Raw genomic sequence first — 23027 nt, forward strand, 5'->3', positions numbered from 1 at the left:
TTTTTATTTAAAAAGTTAAATCAACTCCAAAAGTGAATACTCTAGGTGTAGGATATTCAAACTGTGCAATATTGTTATCATCCTCTGGGTCAAAACCTGTAAACTTTGTCCAAGTGTAAAGATTTTGAGCCTGACCATAAACTCTCAAGTTTGAAATACCTATATTTTCTAAACTTTCTTGAGAGAAGTTATATGCTAGTGTTACATTTCTCCATCTTATAAAAGAAGCATCCTCGATATCTTTTGATGAAAACTCTCTATTATATCTAAAATTTTGTATTTCAGTTATATCTCCAGGCTGTTGCCACATAGTCAACATTTTATTAGACAAATTGAAATTAGCAAAATTTGGGTTTTCCTGGAAAAAACTTTGATTGTTAAATCTGAAATATTCTGCCTGATATGTAAATAGAGTGTTTAAAGTCCAATTTTTATATTTTATATTTCCACCAAATCCACCAACATATTCTGGATTAAATGAACCAAAGTCTGCTCTTGCTTCATTTGGTAAAAATTGGTTAGTCACATTTCCTTGCGCATCTGTGTAAAGGGGTTCCCCATTAGCAGGATTTACTCCCGACCAGCCTACGACGTAATGCGTTCCTAGAGGTAATCCAACTCTTATAATTGAGGTACCAGATTCAAATTCATTAACTTGACCTAAGTCAGTAATCTCATTTTTATTAAAGTTCAGGTTACCATTTAAAGTTATTAATAGATCCTCTGTTCTTACCAAAACACCTGATAGTTGTAAATCAATTCCTTTATTTACCATTTCTCCATCGTTACTCTGTATCGAGTTACTACCTGAAGTTGCGCTAAGCGTTCTGGTTATAAAAAGATCAGTAGTAAGGTTATTGTAATATTCTAGATTACCACTTATTCTATTTTCCAGTAAACTGAAATCCAGACCTATATTGAACTGATTAGATTGTTCCCATGTTAAATCTGGATTACCTAAACCTCCTGGTGCTAGACCAGAAGTGCCATCATAAGTTACTTGTCCGTATCTTGTCGCGTAAGCATAGTCTGGTATGGCATCCTGGTTACCAGCTGTTCCATAACTAGCTCTTAATTTTAAATTGTCTATAAAATCAATATCATCCATGAAATCTTCATTCGATATATTCCATCTTGCCGCTACTGAAAAGAATGTTCCCCATCTGTTAGCTTCTGCAAATTTTGATGATGCATCCCTTCTTATAGATCCACTAAAACCATACTTTGAGTCAAAATCATAATCAGCAAGTCCAAAATATGAAAATAAACCTCTTTCAACAACGCTACCACTAACTGTAGGAATTAATTCATTACCGACTGTCCCTGGTGAAATCCCTGCAGGATAACCTACAAGTAATGGGTTTATACCAAAACCTGTAAATCCGCTGGATCTAAAGTGAGTTTTCAGGTATTCGCTGTATGCACCAGCACTTAATGTGTGTTTGCCCCAAGTATTGGTGTAATTTAAACTTGTAGTTGCTGTTATATTTGCAAAATAGTTATTACCCTCACTATATAAACCTTGTTCTCCTGGCTGCGTAGTGCTACCTATTCGTGTATTAGGGTCACGAGAGGTAATTGTGTTTCGCTGTCTGAAGTCAGCTCCTAAGTTGATTTTGGCAGTTAAATTCTTGACAATTTCTCTTTCAACAAATGCAGAACCCACAAATTTAAAATCATTTCTTTCTCTAATGTTTACCAACAAATTTTCAAGTGTATTAGCACCAGTTCTTCCACCTCCAGTTAAAAAATTACCATCATCATCATAAGGTCTATTGTAAGGAGATCCTAAATATGCTGCAGCAAAAGGATTATATAAGGCAACAGCAGCTTCTGAGCCTATTCTATTAGATTTCGAATAACTAGTTGTGGTATTAATACCAACTTTAGTTTTATCATTTGGTCTATGCTCAAGGTTCATTCTTAAACTAAATCTTTGAAGATTTGAATTTGGACTGATACCTTCTTGATCAAAGTATTGAATACTATTAAAAAACCTTGTTTTTTCAGAACCACCGCTCATACTCAATTCCTGACTTTGAGTAACTCCAGTTCTGAAAAAGACTTCACTCCAGTCTGTATCTACCTGAGACAATTCAGTGATTTCTTCATCACTTAATCCTGCACCTCTATTTCTGTTGATTGTTCTTTGAAATTCTAACAATTCACGTGAATTCATCATTTCAAATCTAGCATCACCAACCTCAGTAACTCCATATTGAGACCTTAACGTAACATTCGTTTTAGTGTTAAATGTTCCTTTTTTTGACGTAATTACTATTACACCGTTTGCGCCTCTAGATCCATAAGGTGCAGTTGCTGCTGCATCCTTTAATACAGATACGTCATCAAAATCATTTGGGTTTAAATTCGCGAAATCACCAGCTGTTATTTGAATTCCGTCCAAAATATATAATGGTTCATTGCTTCCATTAATAGAGCCATTACCTCTAATTCTTACTCTTGAAGGAGCACCTGGCTGTCCTGAACCACTTGTGACCTGAAGTCCGGCAGCTTGCCCTTGGAGAATTTGATCAAAAGATGCAAATGGAACTGATTCAATTTCTTCTGACGTTACGGAAGATATAGATCCAGTATATTTCTCTTTATCAACATTTGAATAACCAGTAATTACAACTTCATCCAATTCACCGGATTTAAGTTCCAAGGAAACATTAATCCTATCTTTATTCCCAACAATCACTTCCTCAGTTGCAAATCCAATGTATCTAAATACTAAAGTCTGCTCTGGAGTTGCTCTGATTGAATAATTTCCATCAAAATCAGATTGAGTACCTGTGCCTTCACCTTTTACTAAGATGTTGACACCGGGTAGTGGTAAGCCTTCTTGATCCGTCACATTACCTGTGACAATTTTGGTTTGTGCAAATCCTATTTGCACCACTAACGCCAAGAATAGCGTTAAAATTCCATTAATTTTAAATTTCATGTTTTTATTTATTTGAATTAGCCAGTGCCAAAAATGAAAATATAAAGTTAATCTCACAAGAACTATTGGGTTTATTTTAATATAACAGCTGTTAAAACTTAACATGCAGGTAACATTTAATTTTAAAAGCATTGAATCGAGTCTCACATTTAATACTACAGAGTCTCTGGATTCTGGTGAGTTATTTTTTTAGGCTTTTATTATTTCTATTTGTTTTGCTTTCAGTTTATCAAATCTCCCCCTCAACCTTCAGCATATTTGAAACGTTTTAAGTCTATCTTACATTTTTTACCTCTCTTTTTGAAATATGATTGTATTAATCAAAGAGGTTTATCTTTCTAATTTAATTGTTCAGGACGGCATCCTCATCATAAAATTTCGCATGAGTTGTATGCCTTTGTGAGTTTCACCACGAATTATACCTTGTGTTTTGAACAAAAAAAAGCTGCTGGATTTATCCAGCAGCTTTGATTATTTTAAAATAATTTAAATTTAATTCACATCCCAGAACAAGGCGGTTTGTTGAGTATCTCCACCTATGGCTTGAGAAGCAGCTTGATAATTTGCTTCGTTCAAGTTTTGTTCATTGATGGGATAGGTATATCTTAAAGGCACTGGATTTCCGGTGGATCCAGGCAGGTTTAGGCTCGGTTCATCATATTTTCTCCATACAGACCAGCCTTCCAATGGATTATCAAACATAGCTATCCAAAACTGTGTTCCTATCAATGCATTAGAGTTTACAGAATTATAAACGACATCTGGTTTTGTCAGATAAGCACTTATTACAGTCGGATCCTCAATACCAGCGTAGTTCATAGAGGCTGTAATTCCATTGTTATAATGCGTCATAGCATCACCAAAGACATTGTAATTGAGTTCTGATGCCGTTGCTAAATGGAATGACACCTCAGCAAAATCCAATAGTATGCCGGGATGCGTTGGATTTTTAAAGCTTTCACCAATATGTGTGGATCCTGAAAATGGATTTTGAGCTCCATAAATACCACCTTCATAAACACCTGCGCCTAGATTTTCATCAAAATAATACATGCGTCGTGGGTCTTCCAAATCGTTCATGATATCCACGATTGTATTGGCAGCCACATAATCTGAACGTCCACTCTGTACCAGGTCCTCCCATAATGGATTAGTATTAGGGGGTGAGCTTTGGTAATTGAGAAGAGCGTTGTCTTCGTTTCCTGTTAAAACGCCTTTGCTGGCAGCATCCTCTGCTGCACTTTGAGACAGGCCAGGATTACTGTCAGAAATTCTCATGGCTAATCTTAGTTGCAATGAATTATTGAACTTCATCCATTTATTCATATCACCGCCATAGATGACGTCAGCACCAGAAAAACCCTGTCCGGAACTTAACAATCCACTTGCAGTTTGCAGTCTTTTGATAAGATCTTCATAGATTAATTCTTCTGCACTATCATAAGCGGGTAAGAAATTGCCATCATTGGCTTCCAGTGCTTCTGTATAAGGGATGTTACCAAAAGTATCAGCCAATACTTGATAAGTATAGACTTGTAATACTTCGATTTGACCTATTCTAGCGTCTTTCTCACCTTGAGTAAGCAATTCATTAGTGTTAACATTAGATTTGGCATCTTCTAAGTCTAATAATACATCGCGATATAGTTCAGACCATTGGGACTGAGGAATATTACGATTTGTTAAATCGTAGTTAGGTTCATCAACATAGGTTGTCGCCGTTAAATACTGACTGATAAATCTAAAGATGTTAATATTGACATTAGGGCTTGCCATAAAATCACTTAAACTGACAGTTGCCGATGTAAATAAAAAGTCTTCAGAAACTTCAACTGGATTTTTTGGATCGATATTAAGTCTTTCATATTTTTCGTCGCTTGCGCAGGAAAATAAAAGACTAAGCGTTAAAAAGCTTATTATATATTTTTTCATTTCTATTTATGTTTAAAAATTAAACTTAAGGTTTACTCCATATTGTTTCATAGCCGGGTAAGCTCCAGACTGGTAGCCTTGAATATTACCGGAACTTAATCCAGCTTCTGGGTCAGAATATGGTAGATTCTTATCTATAATCCACAGGTTTCTACCTATCAATGAAAGAGATGCATTGGTGAATGGTAATTTATCTAAAGCTTCAGGACCAAAATCATAGGTTAAGCTCATTTCTCTTAACTTGATAAATGATGCATCATACACATGGCCTTTGTTGGCATCGCGAGCATATCCATACGGATTGGCATAGGTGTCAAAAGGGACTCTAGTTTCATTTTGTGCACCATCCGCATTGACTCCGGGAAGAATAATACCACCACTATCAGGACCATTGGTTAAGGGTGCTCTCATTTCGTTTCCTAAGTCATTGATACCAGCGGTTACGTCATAAACTCCTGTTGCCATACCGTACCAGGTGTCAAGTGAAAATATATCTCCACCTTGCTGAATATCCAGTAAAAAGCTGAATCTGAAATTTTTATAGGTCAATGTGTTCGTTATACCTGCATTCCAGTCGGGCTGGATGTTACCAATAATATTATTGTTGGACGATGTGGTCTCATAATACCCACTGCTATTCACAATTTTATTACCGGATTCATCATAGACATAATCCGAACCTCTTATCGCACCATAAGGTTCTCCTGGAGCTGCATTAATAGATACACCACCTTGAAGACTTGCTAGCTGAAGGTTTTCTATACCCTTTGTTAGGCTTATGACCTCGTTGCGATTTCTAGACCAGTTCATAGATACATTCCAGCTGAAATCATCCAATTTGACAGGAGTACCACTTAATAGGACTTCAATACCTTTATTTTCAATTTCTCCAGCGTTTAGGAGTTTTCTCAAATATCCTGAAGCATTGGAAATGGGCACTGGAGTAATTTGATCTTCTGTTCTGGTTCTATAGTAAGAGAAGTCTAAATTAAGTCTGTTGTCCAAAAAGCTTCCTTCAAGACCAACTTCATAGGACTTTGAGGTTTCAGATTTTAAATTCAAGTTGTTTAATGTGCTAGGGTTACTTGCAATACCTTGACCATCAAATGGAGTGGTCATATTATAGGTGTTGAATACATTATAAGGTTCTGTAGCACTACCTACCTGGGCATAATTAGCTCTGAATTTGGCAAAGTTTAACCAGTCCTGATCTATGATATTTGAAAGTAATACACTTGTTGAAACGGATGGGTATATATAGGTATTATCTGATTGGGGTAAAGTTGAAGAGCGGTCTCTTCGAACAGTGGCCTCCAGAAAATACGTGTTTAGGTAGCCCAAACTTGCACGGGCAAATAAGCCGTCCACCATTTGGTCTGCTTCATATTCAATAGGTGGGTTTATCGGATTTCTACTGTTGCTTAAAGCATATAAACCAGTTTCAAATAGTCCGCCATTAGTTGCTGCTCTGATAAAGGTTTGCTCATTTCGTCTTAAGTTGAAACCAAGATTACCGTCAAGATTAAGATCATCAGTTAAATTTTTATTGAAATTCAAAATCAGATCATAATTATATTCAGCAACTCTGTTATTAAATCTAGAGTAACCTGATACACCCACAGATCCAACATTTTTACGCTCTTCCTGTAATTCGCTGTAAGTATCAAATGTAAAACGTCCTAACAAGCTAAACACATCATTGATTTGGTAAGTCAGATTGATGTTACCAAAATAACGATTACGCGTATCGGTTTGATAATTTTCATATCTCGTAAAATAAGGATTATCGGTGTATATTGGGCTCAAGTTATCAGGTCCATTTGGGTTCCAGGTAATGTTTCTTCCTGTGGCAAAATAGGCGTCCCGTTGTTTATAGAGGTCAACATTGGCTTGATTCCACTGTCTGAACGACTGCATAATATTCAATGCATCGTAGCCTGTTCCGTATCTACCTTTACCATCTGTTTTAATAAAGTTGAAATTGGAAGCTACTTTAAACTTATCAGTAAAGTCATGAGTTGCTGAAAGATTTATATTATTTCTTGTAATACTACTATTTGGGAGACTTCCTTCTTGATCTAAATTTGTAAACCCGATTCTATAGGTGCTTTTATCAGTCCCTCCATCTAAAGCAACAGAGTTGATCATGGTGTAACCGGTTTCCCAAATGTCATTTGGAGTATGCTCTGCAGCATCCCATGGTGAAGCCTGCTGATACGTATCCAATCCAGGATAGATAGAGTTCCACTGATAAATCATTCTGTCTGGATCAAAAGCTGCTCCAAAAGAGGCATCTTCCGTAAACGGGGTAGTCTCATCTAAAGTACCATCACCATTCACGTCATAAAGATTAAAATAGCCGTCATCCGATTGATAATAAGGTCCGTAACCAGCACCATATTTCTGCTGGTAATTTGGTAAGGTTTTTTCATCAGCGTTCGAAAACATCACAGAGGATCTTATACTCACCCCTATTCCTTTGTTTTTTTGACCTCTTTTGGTTTCAATAATGATAACTCCATTTGCAGCTCGTTCTCCATAGAGTGCAGAAGCTGCAGCACCACGAAGGACGTTGATGGATTTGATGTCGTCTGGGTTGATATCCGCTGCGGCATTACCATAATCGTATCCGCCACGACCGGCTCTTTGTCCTGCTGTATTCGTATTTTGATTAATAATCGGTGTTCCATCCACTACAAATAAAGCCTGGTTGCTACCGGTTAAAGAAGCATTACCTCTAATGACTACGTTGGTAGAACCACCCATGGTACCAGAGGATTTTACTTTAAGTCCAGCTACCTTACCAGATAAAGCATTGGTGAAATTCTGAGTTGCAACATCAGAAACTTCATTACCATCCACCTGTTGTGTGGCATATCCAAGAGATTTCTTTTCTCTTTTAATGCCCAGTGCAGTTACAACCACTTCGTCAAGCTGTCCTGTTGCCGGTTTAAGCGTCACATCAATGGATGCCCGATTGTTCACAGGAATGCGTTGCTCTTTCATCCCTAAATAAGAAAACACTAAAACAGCAGCTTCACCAACTTGAATAGAGTATTCTCCATCAAAATTAGTTTGTGTGCCGTTAGCCGTTCCTTCTTCGATTACATTGACACCCGGTAAGGGTAAACCAGTGTTGTCAACTACGGTTCCTGTTACTTCTTGATTCTGCGCAAACCCCACCTGGGAGATGATTGCGAAAATGAATAAGAAGATCCAATTTGCATTTTGTTTCATTTGTTATTTGTTTTTAGAATTAGCCGAGGCTAAACTAATGCCCCAGAAAGGGCTTGAAGATTGCCTGACGTTAAAACCTGCATACCCCCTAAACATTTACACAATCTCACCTTTATCGGCTTGGTTCTGTTTTTATACATCTAGACTTCAGAGCTATGAAGAAGCCATTATATTTTGAGTATTTAACACGGAATTGTGATATCCCCGTCAAAACCTTCTTTCTTGCCAATAATCAATAAGGTTTTGAATCTTGTATAGGATTTTTAAAAGAAAATCAGTCAGGCAGGAGCAGGGATAGCTTAATCATTTTCTTTTAACTTTAATTATGAGAACTTCCATAAATAAAGTCTGATCTATTAAGAAAAACTTCGTTTTGAATTCAGGTCAAAATGATAATCGGCCCGTTTAGCCCTTAAAATAAGGTTTACAGAAATCCGGATTTTTTAGGATTGACCTTTTGGTTTAATCAGATTTCAAGCGGAGATTTTAGTGGTGTGTTGCCTAGAAATCCTCTCAGTTCTTTCTTGATTATATCCTGTCTAAGAGAAATATCTCAGTTGAGATATTCGGTTTCTTCGACTACCTGAAGCTTAAAAGAAAGCGAGTAATCTTTTTGGGATCGTTTTGTATACCCCGTCTCTGTTGGCTTTTTCATTACTCTAAGTTTTAGTATATCGCTATTTTAGGACGGGACATTATTTAAAACAAAAAAGGCTGCCTGAAAGGCAGCCTTTATACTTAGTAATTTTTAAGTGTTTTAATTTTGATCGCTAGGACTAATCTCTGGATTAGCATTAATTTCATCAAATGGAATTTTAAAAATCCAGTCATCGTTAATTGATGGTCTTTCTTGGAAGTAACCATCTTGATAAAGGACTTGAGAAGCACCAGAACCCCCATCTGCAGCATGGTCAATACCTTCATCCCAGCGGATGTGGTCTGTGTAACCAAAACCTTCTCCCCAAAGTTCCAAGCGTCTCTGGAATTTGATTTCTTCCATCAATTGTTCTCTGCTTGTAAAATTTGTAGCATCAAACGCGGAATCGCGAGTACCAACAATAGCTTGAAGCGCATTTTGTGCTGGGACAATGTTCTCTAACATCGCTTCAGCTTCGGCTTCAATTAAATACATTTCAGCAGTACGCATGTAGATAATATCATCTGGATCAATACTACCAGGATTCTGTTGTTTTAACTTAAAGGCCTGATATGGGTGTGTGTTATGACCAGATACTAAGCCGTACTCTGCTTTTATACTAGCTATAGCGTTTTCAAATTCTTCTTCAGTTTGGTAAAGGGGATTGGTGTTATTCTCCCAACCTCCTTCGCCATTGGCTGCAGATGTATTTGAGTTTGGTGCATCTGGTAAAAATACGTCCCCTCTGTAATCTGTAGCTGGTATAGCGTCAACTAATCGTCTGTCGGCAATTTTTGGATTATTTCTAATATGGCTACCATTAAAGGTATTGCTGGCAATATAAAAATAAGAACGGAAAAAGGTTGTTTCTGTAGAAATCACATTACTACCCCAAATTACCTCAGATAAATCGTTGGTATTGAATCCGGACTTCCATTCGGCTTCACTCATTAATGGAAACCCATCACGAGCTAAGGCTGCATTATCTGCAGCTGCTCTCCAGTCGCCTTTAGATAAAGCCCATCTTGCTTTTAAGCCATAAGCCACATTGATGTTTAATTGTGATTTACCTTTGGTACTATTTTCTCTTGGTGCAGCATTTTGAAAAGCAGCAATGGCATCATTTAAATCTATTTCAATTTGATCGTAGACTTGTTGAACAGTTCCTCTAGGTCCGGATTCATAAGGTACTGTAATTACAGGAACTCCAGGGTCTGTTGCAGGATCGCCAATTAGATATCCTTTGCTGTAATGTTGTACTAAGGATAGCAAAGCATAGGCTCTGTAAGCATAAGCCTGACCCTTTATAGCAAGTAGCTCAGGTGTTTCCACTAAATCGCCTTCGGCTATACGTTCTAATATCAAATTAGCATGTAAGATGATATTATATCTATGATACCAAAGAAGTTCAGTGGTTATGTCATCAGGGAGTGTATGGTTATTCCATTGTACCTCATCTCTTAAACCAAGGTTGTTTGCATTTGCTGAATGGATGATACCTCCTGTTAAAAGATCACCCATTGGTACCCAGTAATGATTGTTTGCTCTAGCTGTATTTCCTCCAGGGAATACAGTTTGTGACTGTGAAAAAAGGCCACGATGGATACCGTTTATCACTTTTTGCATTTCGTCCTGATTTTGTAAAGCAACCGCAGGAGTTACCGCATCAGTCGGGACTGTTTCTAAAAATTCTTCTTCACATGATGTTAAGGTAAAGAATAATATTAACAGTGGCAGTTTTAATATTTTATAATTCATAATTAATTTGTTATTTGTTAAAATCCAATATTAAGTCCAAATGAAATTATTCTAGAGGGATTAAAATCATTTCCAGATTGTGTACCGGCTAAATTATACTGCGGGTCAAGACCGTCTCTCTTGGTTAGCAATAATAAGTTTTCACCTGTAATAGAAAGGCTTAAATTACCAACACCTATTGCATCAGTAACGCTATCATCAAAAGTATAACCAAAGCTTACGTTTCTTAAAGATAAGTATGAAGCATCTGTTAAAAATCTATCTGATAAACTTATAACTAAGTCTTGGTTACCGTTTTCTAGTCTTGGTACGTCAGTAATATCACCAGGTTGTCTCCAGGCATTTAAAATATCTGGATGTTGCGAGCGTCCAAAGTCACTGCTACTCATCATTGCAGCATAGGCGTAATCTATAATTTTACCTCCAAGCTGGTAAGTCACTAAAAAGTCTAATGTAAAGCCTTTATATCTCAAACTATTTTGAAAAGATCCAATTAAGTCAGGTATAGAAGAGTCCCCGGTGTAGGCACGTTCAGTTTCTGTCCAGTCGTTAGTGACTTCATGATTACCATCAGCGTCTAATACAGGTATGCTTTCATTGTTTTCGTCGAATTCATACAAAAAGAAGAGTTGATCTCCCGTATCAGGATCTACGCCGGCTGTTCTTCTCAAAAAGTAATCAAATCTAGAAACACCTTCAGCCCATCGTTTGGAACCAGTAATTACTGGATCTGGTATGGATGTAATTTCATTTTTTAGTGTAGATGCCAAGGCTGTAAAATCCCAACTGAAGTCATCTGTGTCAATCGCATGTGTTGTTAAACTGAATTCAAACCCAGAGTTATACATGTCTGCAATATTATTAGGTTGTACATTAATACCAATACTTGGTTGTAATGGTAAATCAAATAATAAGTCTGTAGAATTTCTTCTGTAATATTCTATAGATCCATCAAATAGATTATCAAAAAGACCAAACTCTAATGCGATATCGAAGTTTTCAATGGTTTCCCATTGTAGTAAAGGGTTTCCTAAATCATCCAACTGGTAAGCTGGATCTGTAGCGTTAGAGGTAATTCCAAATCTGGCTTGGTATAAATAAAAATCACCCCCAATTTGATCATTACCAACTTCACCCCATGATGTTCTTAATTTTAATCGATCTATGAAGGATACATCTTCCATAAAACTTTCTTTATGAACGTTCCAGGAGGCACCTACAGAATAAAAAGTACCCCATCTGGATTCTGTATCAAATAAAGAACTACCATCTCTTCTTACAGAAGCACTTAAGTAATACTTAGCGTCAAAATTATAGTTAATTCTAGAAAAATAACTTTCAATACGCTTATCGGTTATAAAACCCCCAAGAGACACGGGATTAGAAAAATTTTCAAATACTGTTAAACCTGGAACGGTTTCTATAGTTCCAAGGGCATCAAAATTTGAAAAATTTCTGTCAAAAGATTCATGACCCAAGGTAACATCAATATTATGAAGGTCGAAATTGTTATTGTAGGTTAATATTTGATTAAAGTTTTCAACAGTTCTTCTGAAACGGTTTTCATTAAATCTACCATCAGGTTGAGCATCTCCTATTATAGCATTCTCATAATCTTTTGAGATGCCATCATTGATGTCTCTACCATAGGTAACTTTCAGATTAAGACCATCGATGATTTCTACGTCCGTATACATCCTCAAACCGTAGGTATTATTCAGGTCTCTTTCATTGTTTAGAAGTAATTCCTGCAATGCGTGACGACCCTGATTTCTTGGTCTTGTTCCAACATTAAAGTCCGGGTAACCTTCTCCATTATCAAAAATAGGGTTTCCGAATGCATCCAGGACGAGGTTACCTTGTCTGTCATTAAGATAGACCGGGTAGATTGGACCCATGCCCTGTGCAAAACCAAATGGGTTAACAATGCTTCCGGTACCTGCAGATGTAGGTCCGCCGGATTCTGTAAGTGTTAAGTTAGCGCTACCACCAACTTTAATCTTATCGCTCACATCAAAATCTGCATTCAATCTTGTTGTTAGACGGTCAAAATAAGAAGTAACAATATATCCTTCTTCCTCTAGGTAAGAAGCAGAGAAGAATACTTTGTGATTATCACCTCCACCCGCTACATTAACATTATAATTTTGCCTAAATCCTGTTTGTTCCATGAACTCAAACCAATCTAGTTTTTGATAAACTACATCTGCATTAGGGTTTAATAGTCCATCAGTACCAACTATTTGATCATTAGGAACATTAAAAGGATTATATCCTAATTGGTTGTAAATATTAGCTGATGAATAAGAAGGGTCTCCCCCGGCTGCATCTGTATTTCTAAGGGCTTCCCACATAGTTTCATAATAATCTCCAGGACCTATCCTGTCGTGAAAAGGAACAGCACGGTCAACAAAACCAGTTTGAGCGGTAATGTTAACTTTTATTTTACCAGCTGTTCCACTTTTTGTGGTTATCATTATAACCCCGTTTGCTGCACGAGATCCATAAAGTGAGGTGGATGCCGCATCCTTAAGAACAGTAAAAGAAGCAATATCTTCCTGGTTTATTGTGTTCAGTGCACCTTCATATTGAATTCCATCCACAATGATAAGTGGGTCTGAACTACCGTTAAGCGTTCCAACGCCACGTATGACAATATTTGGAGATGAGCCTGGTTGTCCGTTAGTTGAGGTAAACTGCACCCCGGTTGCTTTACCTTCTATGGCGGAAATTGGAGATGTTACGTTTCTGTTTTGTAACTCTTCAGAACCTATCACACTAGCAGAACCTGTAAAAGACTCCTTAGTTGCAGTACCATAGGCAACAACAAATACTTCGTCTAAAGCCTCACCTTTTTCCAACTGAACATTGATTTCAGATTTATCACCTACACGAATGCTTTGATCAGCAAAACCAACATAGGTAAATACAAGTGATTGATTTGATGCAGCTTCAATAGTATAGTTCCCATCAAAATCTGTTTGGGTTCCTTGTGAAGTTCCCTTAACTACTACATTTACTCCCGGGAGTGGCATCCCAAGATCATCAGTCACAGTACCTGTGACAGTTTTCGTTTGTGCAAAAATTACCTGCACAACTAACACCATAACTAGTGTTAAAATTCCATTTAACTTTGTTTTCATTTTAATTTTGTTAGAATTAGCCAGTGCCAATTTAATGGAATTTTATTTTTTAACAAGTTAACAGGGTTAAATTAACATAATAAAGCCTGTTTAAAGTTAATTTTTAGTCAAATATAGATATGATAATAATTAAAAAATTAATGAATATCTTTTAATTTTTATTTTATTTAATATGTTTAATTAAAAAAATACTACTAATATCATAAATATTCGAATATCTGTAAAATCTCATAATTAAACCTTTTGTAAAGATTTTTGTTAAGAAGTTAATATGTTGATAAGTTTCTGGATATTGAAAGTAACCAAGGAAATATTTTAAAAAATACTAGGATAGTAAGCCTTTGAGTCGCAATTTAACATAATAATTGGCTTTTTGATTTGCTTCTGATGTATCATTTGTTTAGAAAATGAGAGTAAGATTTGTGGTGGTTTCATTACTGAAATGAACCTAAGAAGAGAAAATTTAAAAATTGATTTAATTGAAATTTACTGGTAACTTCTGCCACAATAGTCTACAAGTTCATTATCAACAGCAGAGTTAACATTTTCGTTAACAACATTACCATTAGCTGCCGTTATTTGGAAAGTAACTTCCGAATCCCAGGATCCAACTGTGTACTATAGAAATTGTTTCAGTAGAGGATAGTACTTCAAAGGTTTCTGTTTTTTCAGCCCCGTCTAAAAACTCAATTTCAATTTCGGTCTCAACATCTAATGTAACAAGATGGGTTCCGCCGTTACAAACGTCACCAAAGGAATCTTGCATATCGACTGTCCAGGTTCCGGAAGCTGGAACATCCCGGATGGCATCCAAAACTCACATTGATCTGGAAATGCGATCGGTAGAAGGCACCTCCAGAAACTATGCTATTTAAGTTGGTGCTGGTAAAGACTCTGCCGTCATTCATTATTAACTCTATCCTTAAGTTGATACGATCTTCACCTTTACAGCCACCTTCTGTAAGGTTGAAAAAGTCTTCAAATTCTTGAAGAGTCAGTTCGAAATCTAAAACGGGATATTCTCTGTCTGTATTTAAATTTCCTTTAGGAAAAGATCTTAAGAATTTTTCATCTTTAGAGTTGTTATCTGGATCATCGCTTTCTATTTAAATGTCAAAGTAAGACACAAGTATATCCATCCCGTCAAAACCTTCTTTTCTTGCCAATAATCAATAAGGTTTTGAATCTTGTATAGGATTTTTAAAAGAAAATCAGTCAGGCAGGAGCAGGGATAGCTTAATCATTTTCTTTTAACTTTAATTATGAGAACTTTCATAAATAAAGTCTGATCTATTAAGAAAGACTTCGTTTTGAATTCAGGTCAAAATGATAATCGGCCCGTTTAGCCCTTAAAATAAGGTTTACAGAAATCCGGATTTTTTAGGATTGACCTTTTGGTTTAATCAGATTTCAAGCGGAGATTTTAGTGGTGTGTTGCCTAGAAATCCTCTCAGTTCTTTCTTGATTATATCCTGTCTAAGAGAAATGTCTCAGTTGAGATATTCGGTTTTGACCCCCGAAGGTTTTTGGGTGGCTAGATATTCTATGTATGTACTCTACTTTTTAATCATAAAAAAACCGCCTCGTATCGAGGCGGTTTCTTACTTGTTAATTTGGTATAACGACTTCTATTGATAATTTCGGTTACAATAGTTGATAAGTTCAATACCAGCTGGTGGATTAGGACCGGCTTCTATAATTGCATTACCGTTTGAAGCGAAGACCTGAAAGGTTACTTCACTATCCCAGCTTCCTGAAGCGTACACGATCGAAATTGTGCCGGCCGAAGATGGGACATCGAAATTAATTGTTTTGGAAGTACCGTCGTCCATCGTGTAAGAGGTTTCATTGCCATCTATGGATACAATGAGTTCCCCGCCGTTCCATCCGTCACCGTAGGAATCCTGCATTTCAATGGTCCAGGTTCCGGATGCCGGAGTATCTGCAGGACAAACAAAATTCACGTTGTACTGGAATGGGGAACGGTAGAAAGCACCACCAGATACCACGTTGTTCACGTTGGTACTGGTAAATACTCTTCCATCATTCATCACCAACTCTAATCTTACATTGATACGGTCTCCTCCGGTATAATCATCTGCAGTTAAACCAAAAAAGCTGTTAAACTCATCACCGGTAAACCTGAAGTCAAATACAGGATATTCACCGCTGTTATCCAGTTCACTTGCGGGAACTGAAGTATACAATTCTTCAGGAATAGAGTTATTGATGGGGTCGTTAATATTGGTCTGATTATCAAAAAAAGACATATAAACATCTATTCGGTCTACATCTTGTCCTCTTTGGTCTATCACTTCAGCGGCGACGGTAACCAGACTTTCTCCACCAACATTAAATTCTAAGCTGGTCTGCTCATCAATTGTTTTTAGAACAGTTCCTCGAGTCGTTCCTTCAAAAACTTCATCGATGGTTTTTTCTGTATCACTACACCCTATGATAAAGGCCAGGATTGTGATCAGACTTATTTTATTTAAAAGTGTTTTCATTTTTTTTTGTTTTAATTATTTACAGGAAAACCACTAATTGGATTATCATCCCAAAAAACTCGTATAGTCAAATCTTCTTTCTGAGAAACATTTGGATTTGCTGTGACTTCGCCCGCCGGATACCACAATGTTCTAGGGAACGGTCCTGGGTTTGGCTCAATATTAGGCTGAATATCTCTAGGCGCACCAGTTCTTCTGTAGAAATTATAAGCATCGGTTCCATTACCTATCAAAGATATAAAGAATTGATCACCCAAAATATCTAATTTTCTCAGGTCATTAGTAGAGCTAGTGAAATCTGCTATAACTTCAGCTATGTAAGCAGCATCCTGTGATTGATCCGGAATAGTGGATTCATCAAAATCCTGAGTGCTTCTGCTGGTGAAGCTTCTCACGTAATTGATGTGTTTGGTCATAGCGCTCTCCAGAAATGCCTCTGCAGATCCTGAGCCACCATACAATGCGGCTTCAGCTCTCCAGAAGTCAACACTAGAAGCTAGAATAATAGGGGTGACTCCGTTACCTTCGGCACCATAATTATTGCCGTCTATGATTTCAAAGCTACTGTCATCAAATCGTCCTCCTGCAGGGTATATACCAAAAGCGGTTCTCAAGAATCCATCTGGTGGAATACCTTCATTGCTGCCATGATCTCTTCCCCAAAGTCCTCTGTTATTGTCTGGATAACAATATAAAATATCGTTATTGTCATAATGAGGTGGAATGGTTTGGATCACACATCTTTTTTCTTCTCCAGTATCTGGATTAACATTAGACAGGACGTCATCCACTTGTCTGTAGAAATAGTATCTGATTCGTGGATCTTCAACACTTTGTCCATTCCTCATTCTATCCATTAGCCAGTTGGACATATACCAGGTTGCTGGTCCTCCAGGAGAATATTGCGCATTATACAACGGATGTCTGGAGTTGGGATTGTCTATATTACTTCCCCAGTTGAAGACAAAATCTTCTCCTTCCTGAATGTAGTTGCCAGTTGTAGCTATGTCATCAAAACTACCAATGGCAGCAGGGTTAACTAAGCGCTGTTGGATGTAGATTTTCATCTTCAAAGTGTTCGCTAATCTCACCCATTTGCCGTAGTCATTATCATAGTAAAAATCATTGGCCAGGCTAACTGTCGTAGGCTGCTCAAATTTTACAATGGCATCATCCAATAAATCTAAGGCTGCCTGATATACAGTGCTTCCTTCGTCTACTGCCGGATTTAAAATGGATGGATCCAAGGCTTCGGTATAAGGAATCTTTCCGAAATAATCAACAAGCGTAACAATGAGATAGGCTTCTACGACTTCACCTACAGCTTTATGCTTTTCAAAGCCACCTTCTAAACCGTCAATTTGTGCATTCATCCCGCGTATATCATTCATGATATCGGCATAAGCCTGGTTCCAGACACCGTTAAAGGTTGCAGGACTATATACATTCAGATAATTGACACCAAACATGTTTCTGATTCTTGTTAATTCAGAGCCGTAAGTTCCTATGGTATTGGTAAAGGATCCTGTTCTGATAAGAATGGCATTCATCGTTAAGTCGATATCGGCTTGAGTTGGACTTAACGCATTTGGGTTTTCTCTTTTGTCTAATTCTACTGTTTCACAAGAGTGAAGTGTCAGAAGACTAACAGCCAGAATTATAAAATATTTTATGTTTTTCATTTTTATAATGTTTTAAAATGTTGCTCTTAAAGTAAATCCGTATCGCTTTCCACTAGGACCATTTAAGAAGTCAAAGCCTCTACCGTTACCAACGCCTGTTCCCACAATGTTAGGATCAAAATTGGTGCCTTCTGGCGTGTTTGGTGCATTAAAATATAGGTTATATCCTGCAACTGACAAGGATAAGTTACCGAATGGAGTGGCTTCCAGCCAGTCTTTAGGAAAACTATAACTTAAGGACACTTCCGCTAAACGGATAAAACTGCCGTCATAAACATTAAGTTCATCCGGACCGAAGCCTGTATTTTGAAAATAATAGGTCGAGTTATTGATCTGAACGTCGTTAGGGGCACCAGTTGTTTGATTGACACCAGGTAAAATGAACGTATCTAATCTGTTGTCTGTATCGGTGGTCACACCTCTGGCAAGTAGTGCACCTATGGTTTGGGAGTAAATGTCTCCTCCGTGCTGATAGCTGACTAAGGCGTTGAATGTAAAATTCTTGTAGGATAATGTAGTCGCATAGTTCATCAAGAAATCTGGTGTAGCGTCTCCAATGACATTTGGACCTTGATCAAATACATAATTACCCTGAGAATCCACCAATAAATTACCTTCATCATCTCTTGCCACAGTTGAACCTATCATAGTACTAAACGGGAAGCCCTCTATAGCAGCGTTACCAAGGTTTGAGAAACCTGAATAAGGAATCGCATTATCTACAGGGTTATCTCCTGTTTCTAAACCTAAATCGACAACATCAGATCTAATTTTAGTGTAGTTGATATTGACATCCCAGTTCAAACCTGTTCCTTCATTTTGAATCACTCTTAAACCTAAGGCACTTTCAAAACCGTAGCCCTCAATTCTACCAATATTGAACTGAGTTGACGTAAATCCGGTAGAGGCCGCCAGAGGTCTGTTGATGATCAGGTCTGTTGTATTTCTTTCGTAATAGGAGAAATCCCAAGACACTCTGTTGTCCAGTGCTCTTGCTTCAAAGCCGACTTCGATTTCCTCATAGAGTTCGGGTCTGATTGATTCATTAGCCAAAACTCTGGATAAAGAATTGACGGCTACCGGAGAACTTGCTCCCGGAGGCTGGAAAAACCTGGAATCAAGTGATAAGGTATTTACGGTTGGAAAGCCGGAGGCAAATCCAGCTGAAGTTCCGTAACCAGCTCTTAATTTTAAGTAGTTTAATCCATTCTTACTTCTCAAGTCCGAAAAGGCAGAGGTAGGTAAGAATGAAACACTTGTACTCGGATAAAATTGAGAGTTGTTGACTTGATTGGAGACCCAGTCGTTACGGGCAGATAGGTTTAGATATAAGTAATCTTTATATTCTAAATCTGCAACACCATATAGACCAACTATATTTTGAAATGTTTGGAATTGAATTGGAGATTGTTCTCTAAAATTAAAGTGTCTAAAGACATCAAAAACAATTTGTCCGGAACTGCTTACACCGTCTCTGTCATATTTATTATACCTTGATGTAGCTCCTGCGGTAAAATTAATATTTAAATCTGGAGTAAACTCATAATTTCCGTTCAGCTGAAAGTTGTGATCCCATACAATGTTTGTGTTGGTATAGGTAGAATAGGCTCCAAGGATTGGTCCGGCAGTGGCTCCAATATTGGTACCTGTTTCATTTCGCTCAGAGTAAACATCCAGTCCTACACGATATAATAAATTCAAATTATCATTGATATCATAGGTTATGGTGTTGGACGAGTTCATTCTGGACGTTGTCTGTCTTACATAACTGTTGTTGGCCACCCAGTTCGGATTTGGGATGGCTTCATCGTTTCTGTAGTATACACTAGCTCCGGTTACTGGATTTTGAAACGGTAATTCCATTAAAGGAATGTTTCTAGGCGTGTAAAAAACATCTGCAAATACAGATAATCCTGCTCCTGAAACTCCGGAACCTGTACTACGCGCAATAGGAGGTGTTTTAAAGTCAGTCCTAGAGACATTTATGGTACTGTTTATTTTGAATTTATTAGATAACAAAGCTCTACCACCTACAGAAAAGTTGGTTCTGGTAGTGCTGTTGTTTGGCGTAAATCCTTCGTCATCCAAATGCCCAAAGTTGACATTATAAGAAATTTTACCATCCTCTGAAGTACTGGCGATATTGACAGAAGTGTTTCTGACAATTCCAGTTCTAAAGAAATCTTTCACATTATCAGTTTGTGGTGCCCATTCTAATCTTTCTCCCTGAAATTGAGGAAAAACATTGGCCAGATTGGCTCTGTTATAAGGATGGCTGTAAGTTCCGTCATCTGCTATACCGCTTGAAGGCGCTGCCCAGCCTCCAAAGCCCTCTTCATAAAATCCTGGACCCCAGTTGGAAAAGAAATTACCGAAAGATCCGTCAAATCCGTTACCGAAACGCTCTGAGTAATCTGGTAAGGATGCGATTTCATTAAAGAATACACCTTGAGAAACCGAAATTTCATTTTTCTTTTTAACATCTCCTGCAGACCCTGCTTTAGTGGTAATCAGAATAACTCCATTTTTACCGGCAGATCCGTAAACGGTAGCTGCAGCAAAACCTTTCAAAACAGAAACGTTTTTGATAGAGTTCGGGTCCAGATCCAAAGATCTTGAGGATCCGGCATTACCATCCTGAAAGCTGCCCACAGCATTGGTATCATTGGAAATAGGCACACCATCTACAATAAAGAGAGGCTGGTTACTACCGTTGATGGAAGTATACCCTCTAATGTTGATGTTGGTTGCAGAACCAGAGACCCCGCTTGAGTTGTTGATAACAACACCGGAAACTTTCCCGTTAAGCACACGGCCAAGATCTCCTTCAGCTCTTTCTTCAAGACCTTCAGAGGAAACTTCACTTACCGCGTACCCCAGAGATTTTTTCTCTCGAGATGTACCAAAGCCAACAACAACCACCTCAGAAAGGGATTCGCCGGACTCCATCTGTACGTCGATAACTTCCTGGTCACCAACGGTTACAGTTTTTGTTGCAAAACCAATATAGGTAAATACAAGCTGCTGATCCGGACTCACCTCGATAGAATAATTTCCATCAAAGTCGGTTTGAGTACCTTCAACAGTCCCCTTTACTAAAACGTTTGCTCCTGGAAGGGGTAGCCCGGAGTCGTCAGTCACCGTTCCCGTGACTGTCTTTGTTTGTGCAAAGCTTAGTTGCACAACTAACACTAAGAGTAGTGTCAAAATTCCATTTAACTTTGTTTTCATTGTTAGATTATTTGAATTAGCCAGTGCCAAAAGTCAAAAAATAAAGTTAAACTGACAACAAAAATTGACTTTTATTTCACAGAATTATTTTTAGTTGTTAAAAAATAAAGAATAACCAATTAAAAAAAGGAGGTAAAGCTGATGTGAACTTTGGAGCTAGAGAGGGAGGTTGGTTGATTGTCAGATATAGAATTTGCTAGGATCAGCCTGAATAAACCAGCTTTGGATTTCAGGCCTAAACCAATTCCGTAGCCTAGTAAATTCTCGTTAATATTTTGAATATTATTTTCATAATACCCTAAATCTAATACGGTATTCACAAAAATATTGGAATCCAGCACATATCTATACTCGGTTTGAAGGACGGCATACCTGTTGGCAAACAGCGAGTTTTCTACAAAACCGCGAATGGAGTTAACACCGCCAAAACGAAATAATTCATTGTTAAAAAAAGTATCTGAAATTAAGATTTCACCGTTAAGGTTAACATAAAGCTGGTTTCTGGTGTTTAATGCAAACTGATGCTGACCGCTTAGCGTGAATTTATACTGCTCTGATGTTTCACCTGTTTTTCTTTGGCCTAAAGCTGCTTTCAGGTGTAAAAAAGTGTCTTCGTTAAAGCCCTGTCTTGATTTTAAGTTGTAATAATTAAATCCCAATCCGTAAAATGTAGAATTAAAGCCAGTAATCTCTGATGAAGAAGCCAATTCTCCTTCTAAATTCGTAGACTTGGTAAATTCAACTCCGCCTTCCAGGCTGATGTTTTTATCGATTTGATAATTCAAGTTTAGAAGTTGTGAAGCGTTGGAAAACGAAGAATCTCTTCTGAATAGGCGCAAGCCTGCTTCCAGGCTTAAAGGAGATTTAAAAAGAAAAGGGAGCCTGAGGTGTCCTTCAAATCTTTGCTGCCCTGTTCCGTCGTTTTTATATTGGATGTTGAGTCGTTCTCCGAAATCGAGATTATTCAGCAATACCATATTTAGATAGCCATTCAGCTGTAAATCATTTTCATCGGTACTGGCAAAGCCTAAAAATCCATCGAAACTGTTGGAGTTTACTTTTTCGAGATAGATGAATAACTCGGTTGAATCTTTTTTGAATAAAACCTCGGTTGGTTTCTTTAGGTTTATGAAGGCTATAGTGTTGAGTTGCTCGGTTTTGTTTTGAATGTCGGACTCTATGAATATGTCCCCTGTTTTCAAATTTGAAAATCGAGCTATGTACGTTTTAGACAAAGCTGAATAGCCTTTGATGTGGATTTTGTCGATAGTTCTTTGAAGTCCTGTCTGAATCCATAAATCAGCTTCGATCACAGCTTTGCCTGTGACCTTAATATTGGTGAGGGATGTTTTTCCGAAGGAGGAGCCTTCGTTTTTCATGTTATAAACGATAGTCTCAAGAAAGTTATCCGCTTCAGAATAAGCTATATTTGCCTGATTGTTCTTAAGGCGTAAGTCTTTGGGTAAAAGAGGGGCGTGTTTCTCTTCGATGTTGATAATCAAGGAATCTATTTTTTGATTTAAATCAAGAGATACAAATAACGCATTGTTTGTGATTTTTCTTTCTTCGCTAAGAAAAGGATAGCCTGTTTGCTTCAGACTATCGAGTTTGGATTTAAGCAGGCCTTCGGCTTCCTCAAATGAGTTGAATTTTAATGCGGTCCTGTGGATTGTGGAATCTGTTTTGGTCTCCAGATGAAGAGAGACGCTTTGAGCCCATAAGGCCTTGGAAATGCCAAGAGCGATAATAAAGAAGAGTAAGTGCTTGCTCATTGGAGGGTTTAGGAAATTTTGAATAGATTCTGAATTGATTGCATAAAAACGAAGATGTTGCTCCTATATTATAAGGACCTTCCTGCTGATTTTACGGCGACCGGGGGATGAAGGCATTTTTAATTTGTCTTAACTACTGAAAATTAATCGATTAAAATTTGTTATTTAAATATATATA

Annotated in this window: 10 protein-coding genes; all 10 read right to left on the bottom strand. The window is 37.6% G+C overall.

The window, feature by feature from the left end:
* Positions 1 to 7: 7 nt before the first annotated feature.
* The 10 genes from BLP81_RS01060 to BLP81_RS01105 all read right to left on the bottom strand — a co-directional run bounded on the left by BLP81_RS01060 (position 8) and on the right by BLP81_RS01105 (position 22849).
* Complete coding sequence (locus BLP81_RS01060) at positions 8 to 2950, bottom strand: SusC/RagA family TonB-linked outer membrane protein (protein ID WP_176752660.1); 2943 nt, start codon at positions 2948 to 2950, stop codon at positions 8 to 10.
* 492 nt (positions 2951 to 3442) lie between these two features.
* Positions 3443 to 4882, bottom strand: coding sequence for a SusD/RagB family nutrient-binding outer membrane lipoprotein (locus tag BLP81_RS01065; protein ID WP_093364489.1), 1440 nt, complete (start codon positions 4880 to 4882; stop codon positions 3443 to 3445).
* A 12-nt stretch (positions 4883 to 4894) separates the two neighbouring features.
* Positions 4895 to 8119 carry a SusC/RagA family TonB-linked outer membrane protein gene (locus BLP81_RS01070; RefSeq protein ID WP_093364492.1) on the bottom strand — a complete coding sequence of 1075 codons (3225 nt, stop codon included), beginning with the start codon at positions 8117 to 8119 and terminating at the stop codon, positions 4895 to 4897.
* Between the two features lie 757 nt (positions 8120 to 8876).
* The gene (locus tag BLP81_RS01075) at positions 8877 to 10514 is read right to left on the bottom strand and encodes a RagB/SusD family nutrient uptake outer membrane protein (protein ID WP_093364495.1); all 1638 of its coding nucleotides are present in this window, start codon (positions 10512 to 10514) and stop codon (positions 8877 to 8879) included.
* Between the two features lie 17 nt (positions 10515 to 10531).
* A complete protein-coding gene (locus BLP81_RS01080; RefSeq protein ID WP_093364727.1) occupies positions 10532 to 13657 on the bottom strand; it encodes a SusC/RagA family TonB-linked outer membrane protein in 3126 nt (1041 codons plus the stop codon).
* 565 nt (positions 13658 to 14222) lie between these two features.
* The gene (locus BLP81_RS01085) at positions 14223 to 14471 is read right to left on the bottom strand and encodes a hypothetical protein (RefSeq protein WP_093364498.1); all 249 of its coding nucleotides are present in this window, start codon (positions 14469 to 14471) and stop codon (positions 14223 to 14225) included.
* Positions 14472 to 15285: 814 nt separating this feature from the next.
* Positions 15286 to 16164: a hypothetical protein gene (locus BLP81_RS01090; protein WP_093364501.1), complete on the bottom strand. Its 879-nt coding sequence runs from the start codon at positions 16162 to 16164 to the stop codon at positions 15286 to 15288.
* A gap of 11 nt (positions 16165 to 16175) precedes the next feature.
* The gene (locus BLP81_RS01095; protein ID WP_093364504.1) at positions 16176 to 17846 is read right to left on the bottom strand and encodes a SusD/RagB family nutrient-binding outer membrane lipoprotein; all 1671 of its coding nucleotides are present in this window, start codon (positions 17844 to 17846) and stop codon (positions 16176 to 16178) included.
* A 12-nt stretch (positions 17847 to 17858) separates the two neighbouring features.
* Entirely contained in the window at positions 17859 to 21077 is a 3219-nt protein-coding gene (locus BLP81_RS01100; RefSeq protein WP_093364506.1) for a SusC/RagA family TonB-linked outer membrane protein, read from the bottom strand.
* Positions 21078 to 21196: 119 nt separating this feature from the next.
* The gene (locus BLP81_RS01105) at positions 21197 to 22849 is read right to left on the bottom strand and encodes a ShlB/FhaC/HecB family hemolysin secretion/activation protein (protein WP_093364509.1); all 1653 of its coding nucleotides are present in this window, start codon (positions 22847 to 22849) and stop codon (positions 21197 to 21199) included.
* Positions 22850 to 23027 lie beyond the last annotated feature (178 nt).

The organism is Psychroflexus sediminis (genome assembly GCF_900099815.1).
GTDB classification, from domain to species: domain Bacteria; phylum Bacteroidota; class Bacteroidia; order Flavobacteriales; family Flavobacteriaceae; genus Psychroflexus; species Psychroflexus sediminis.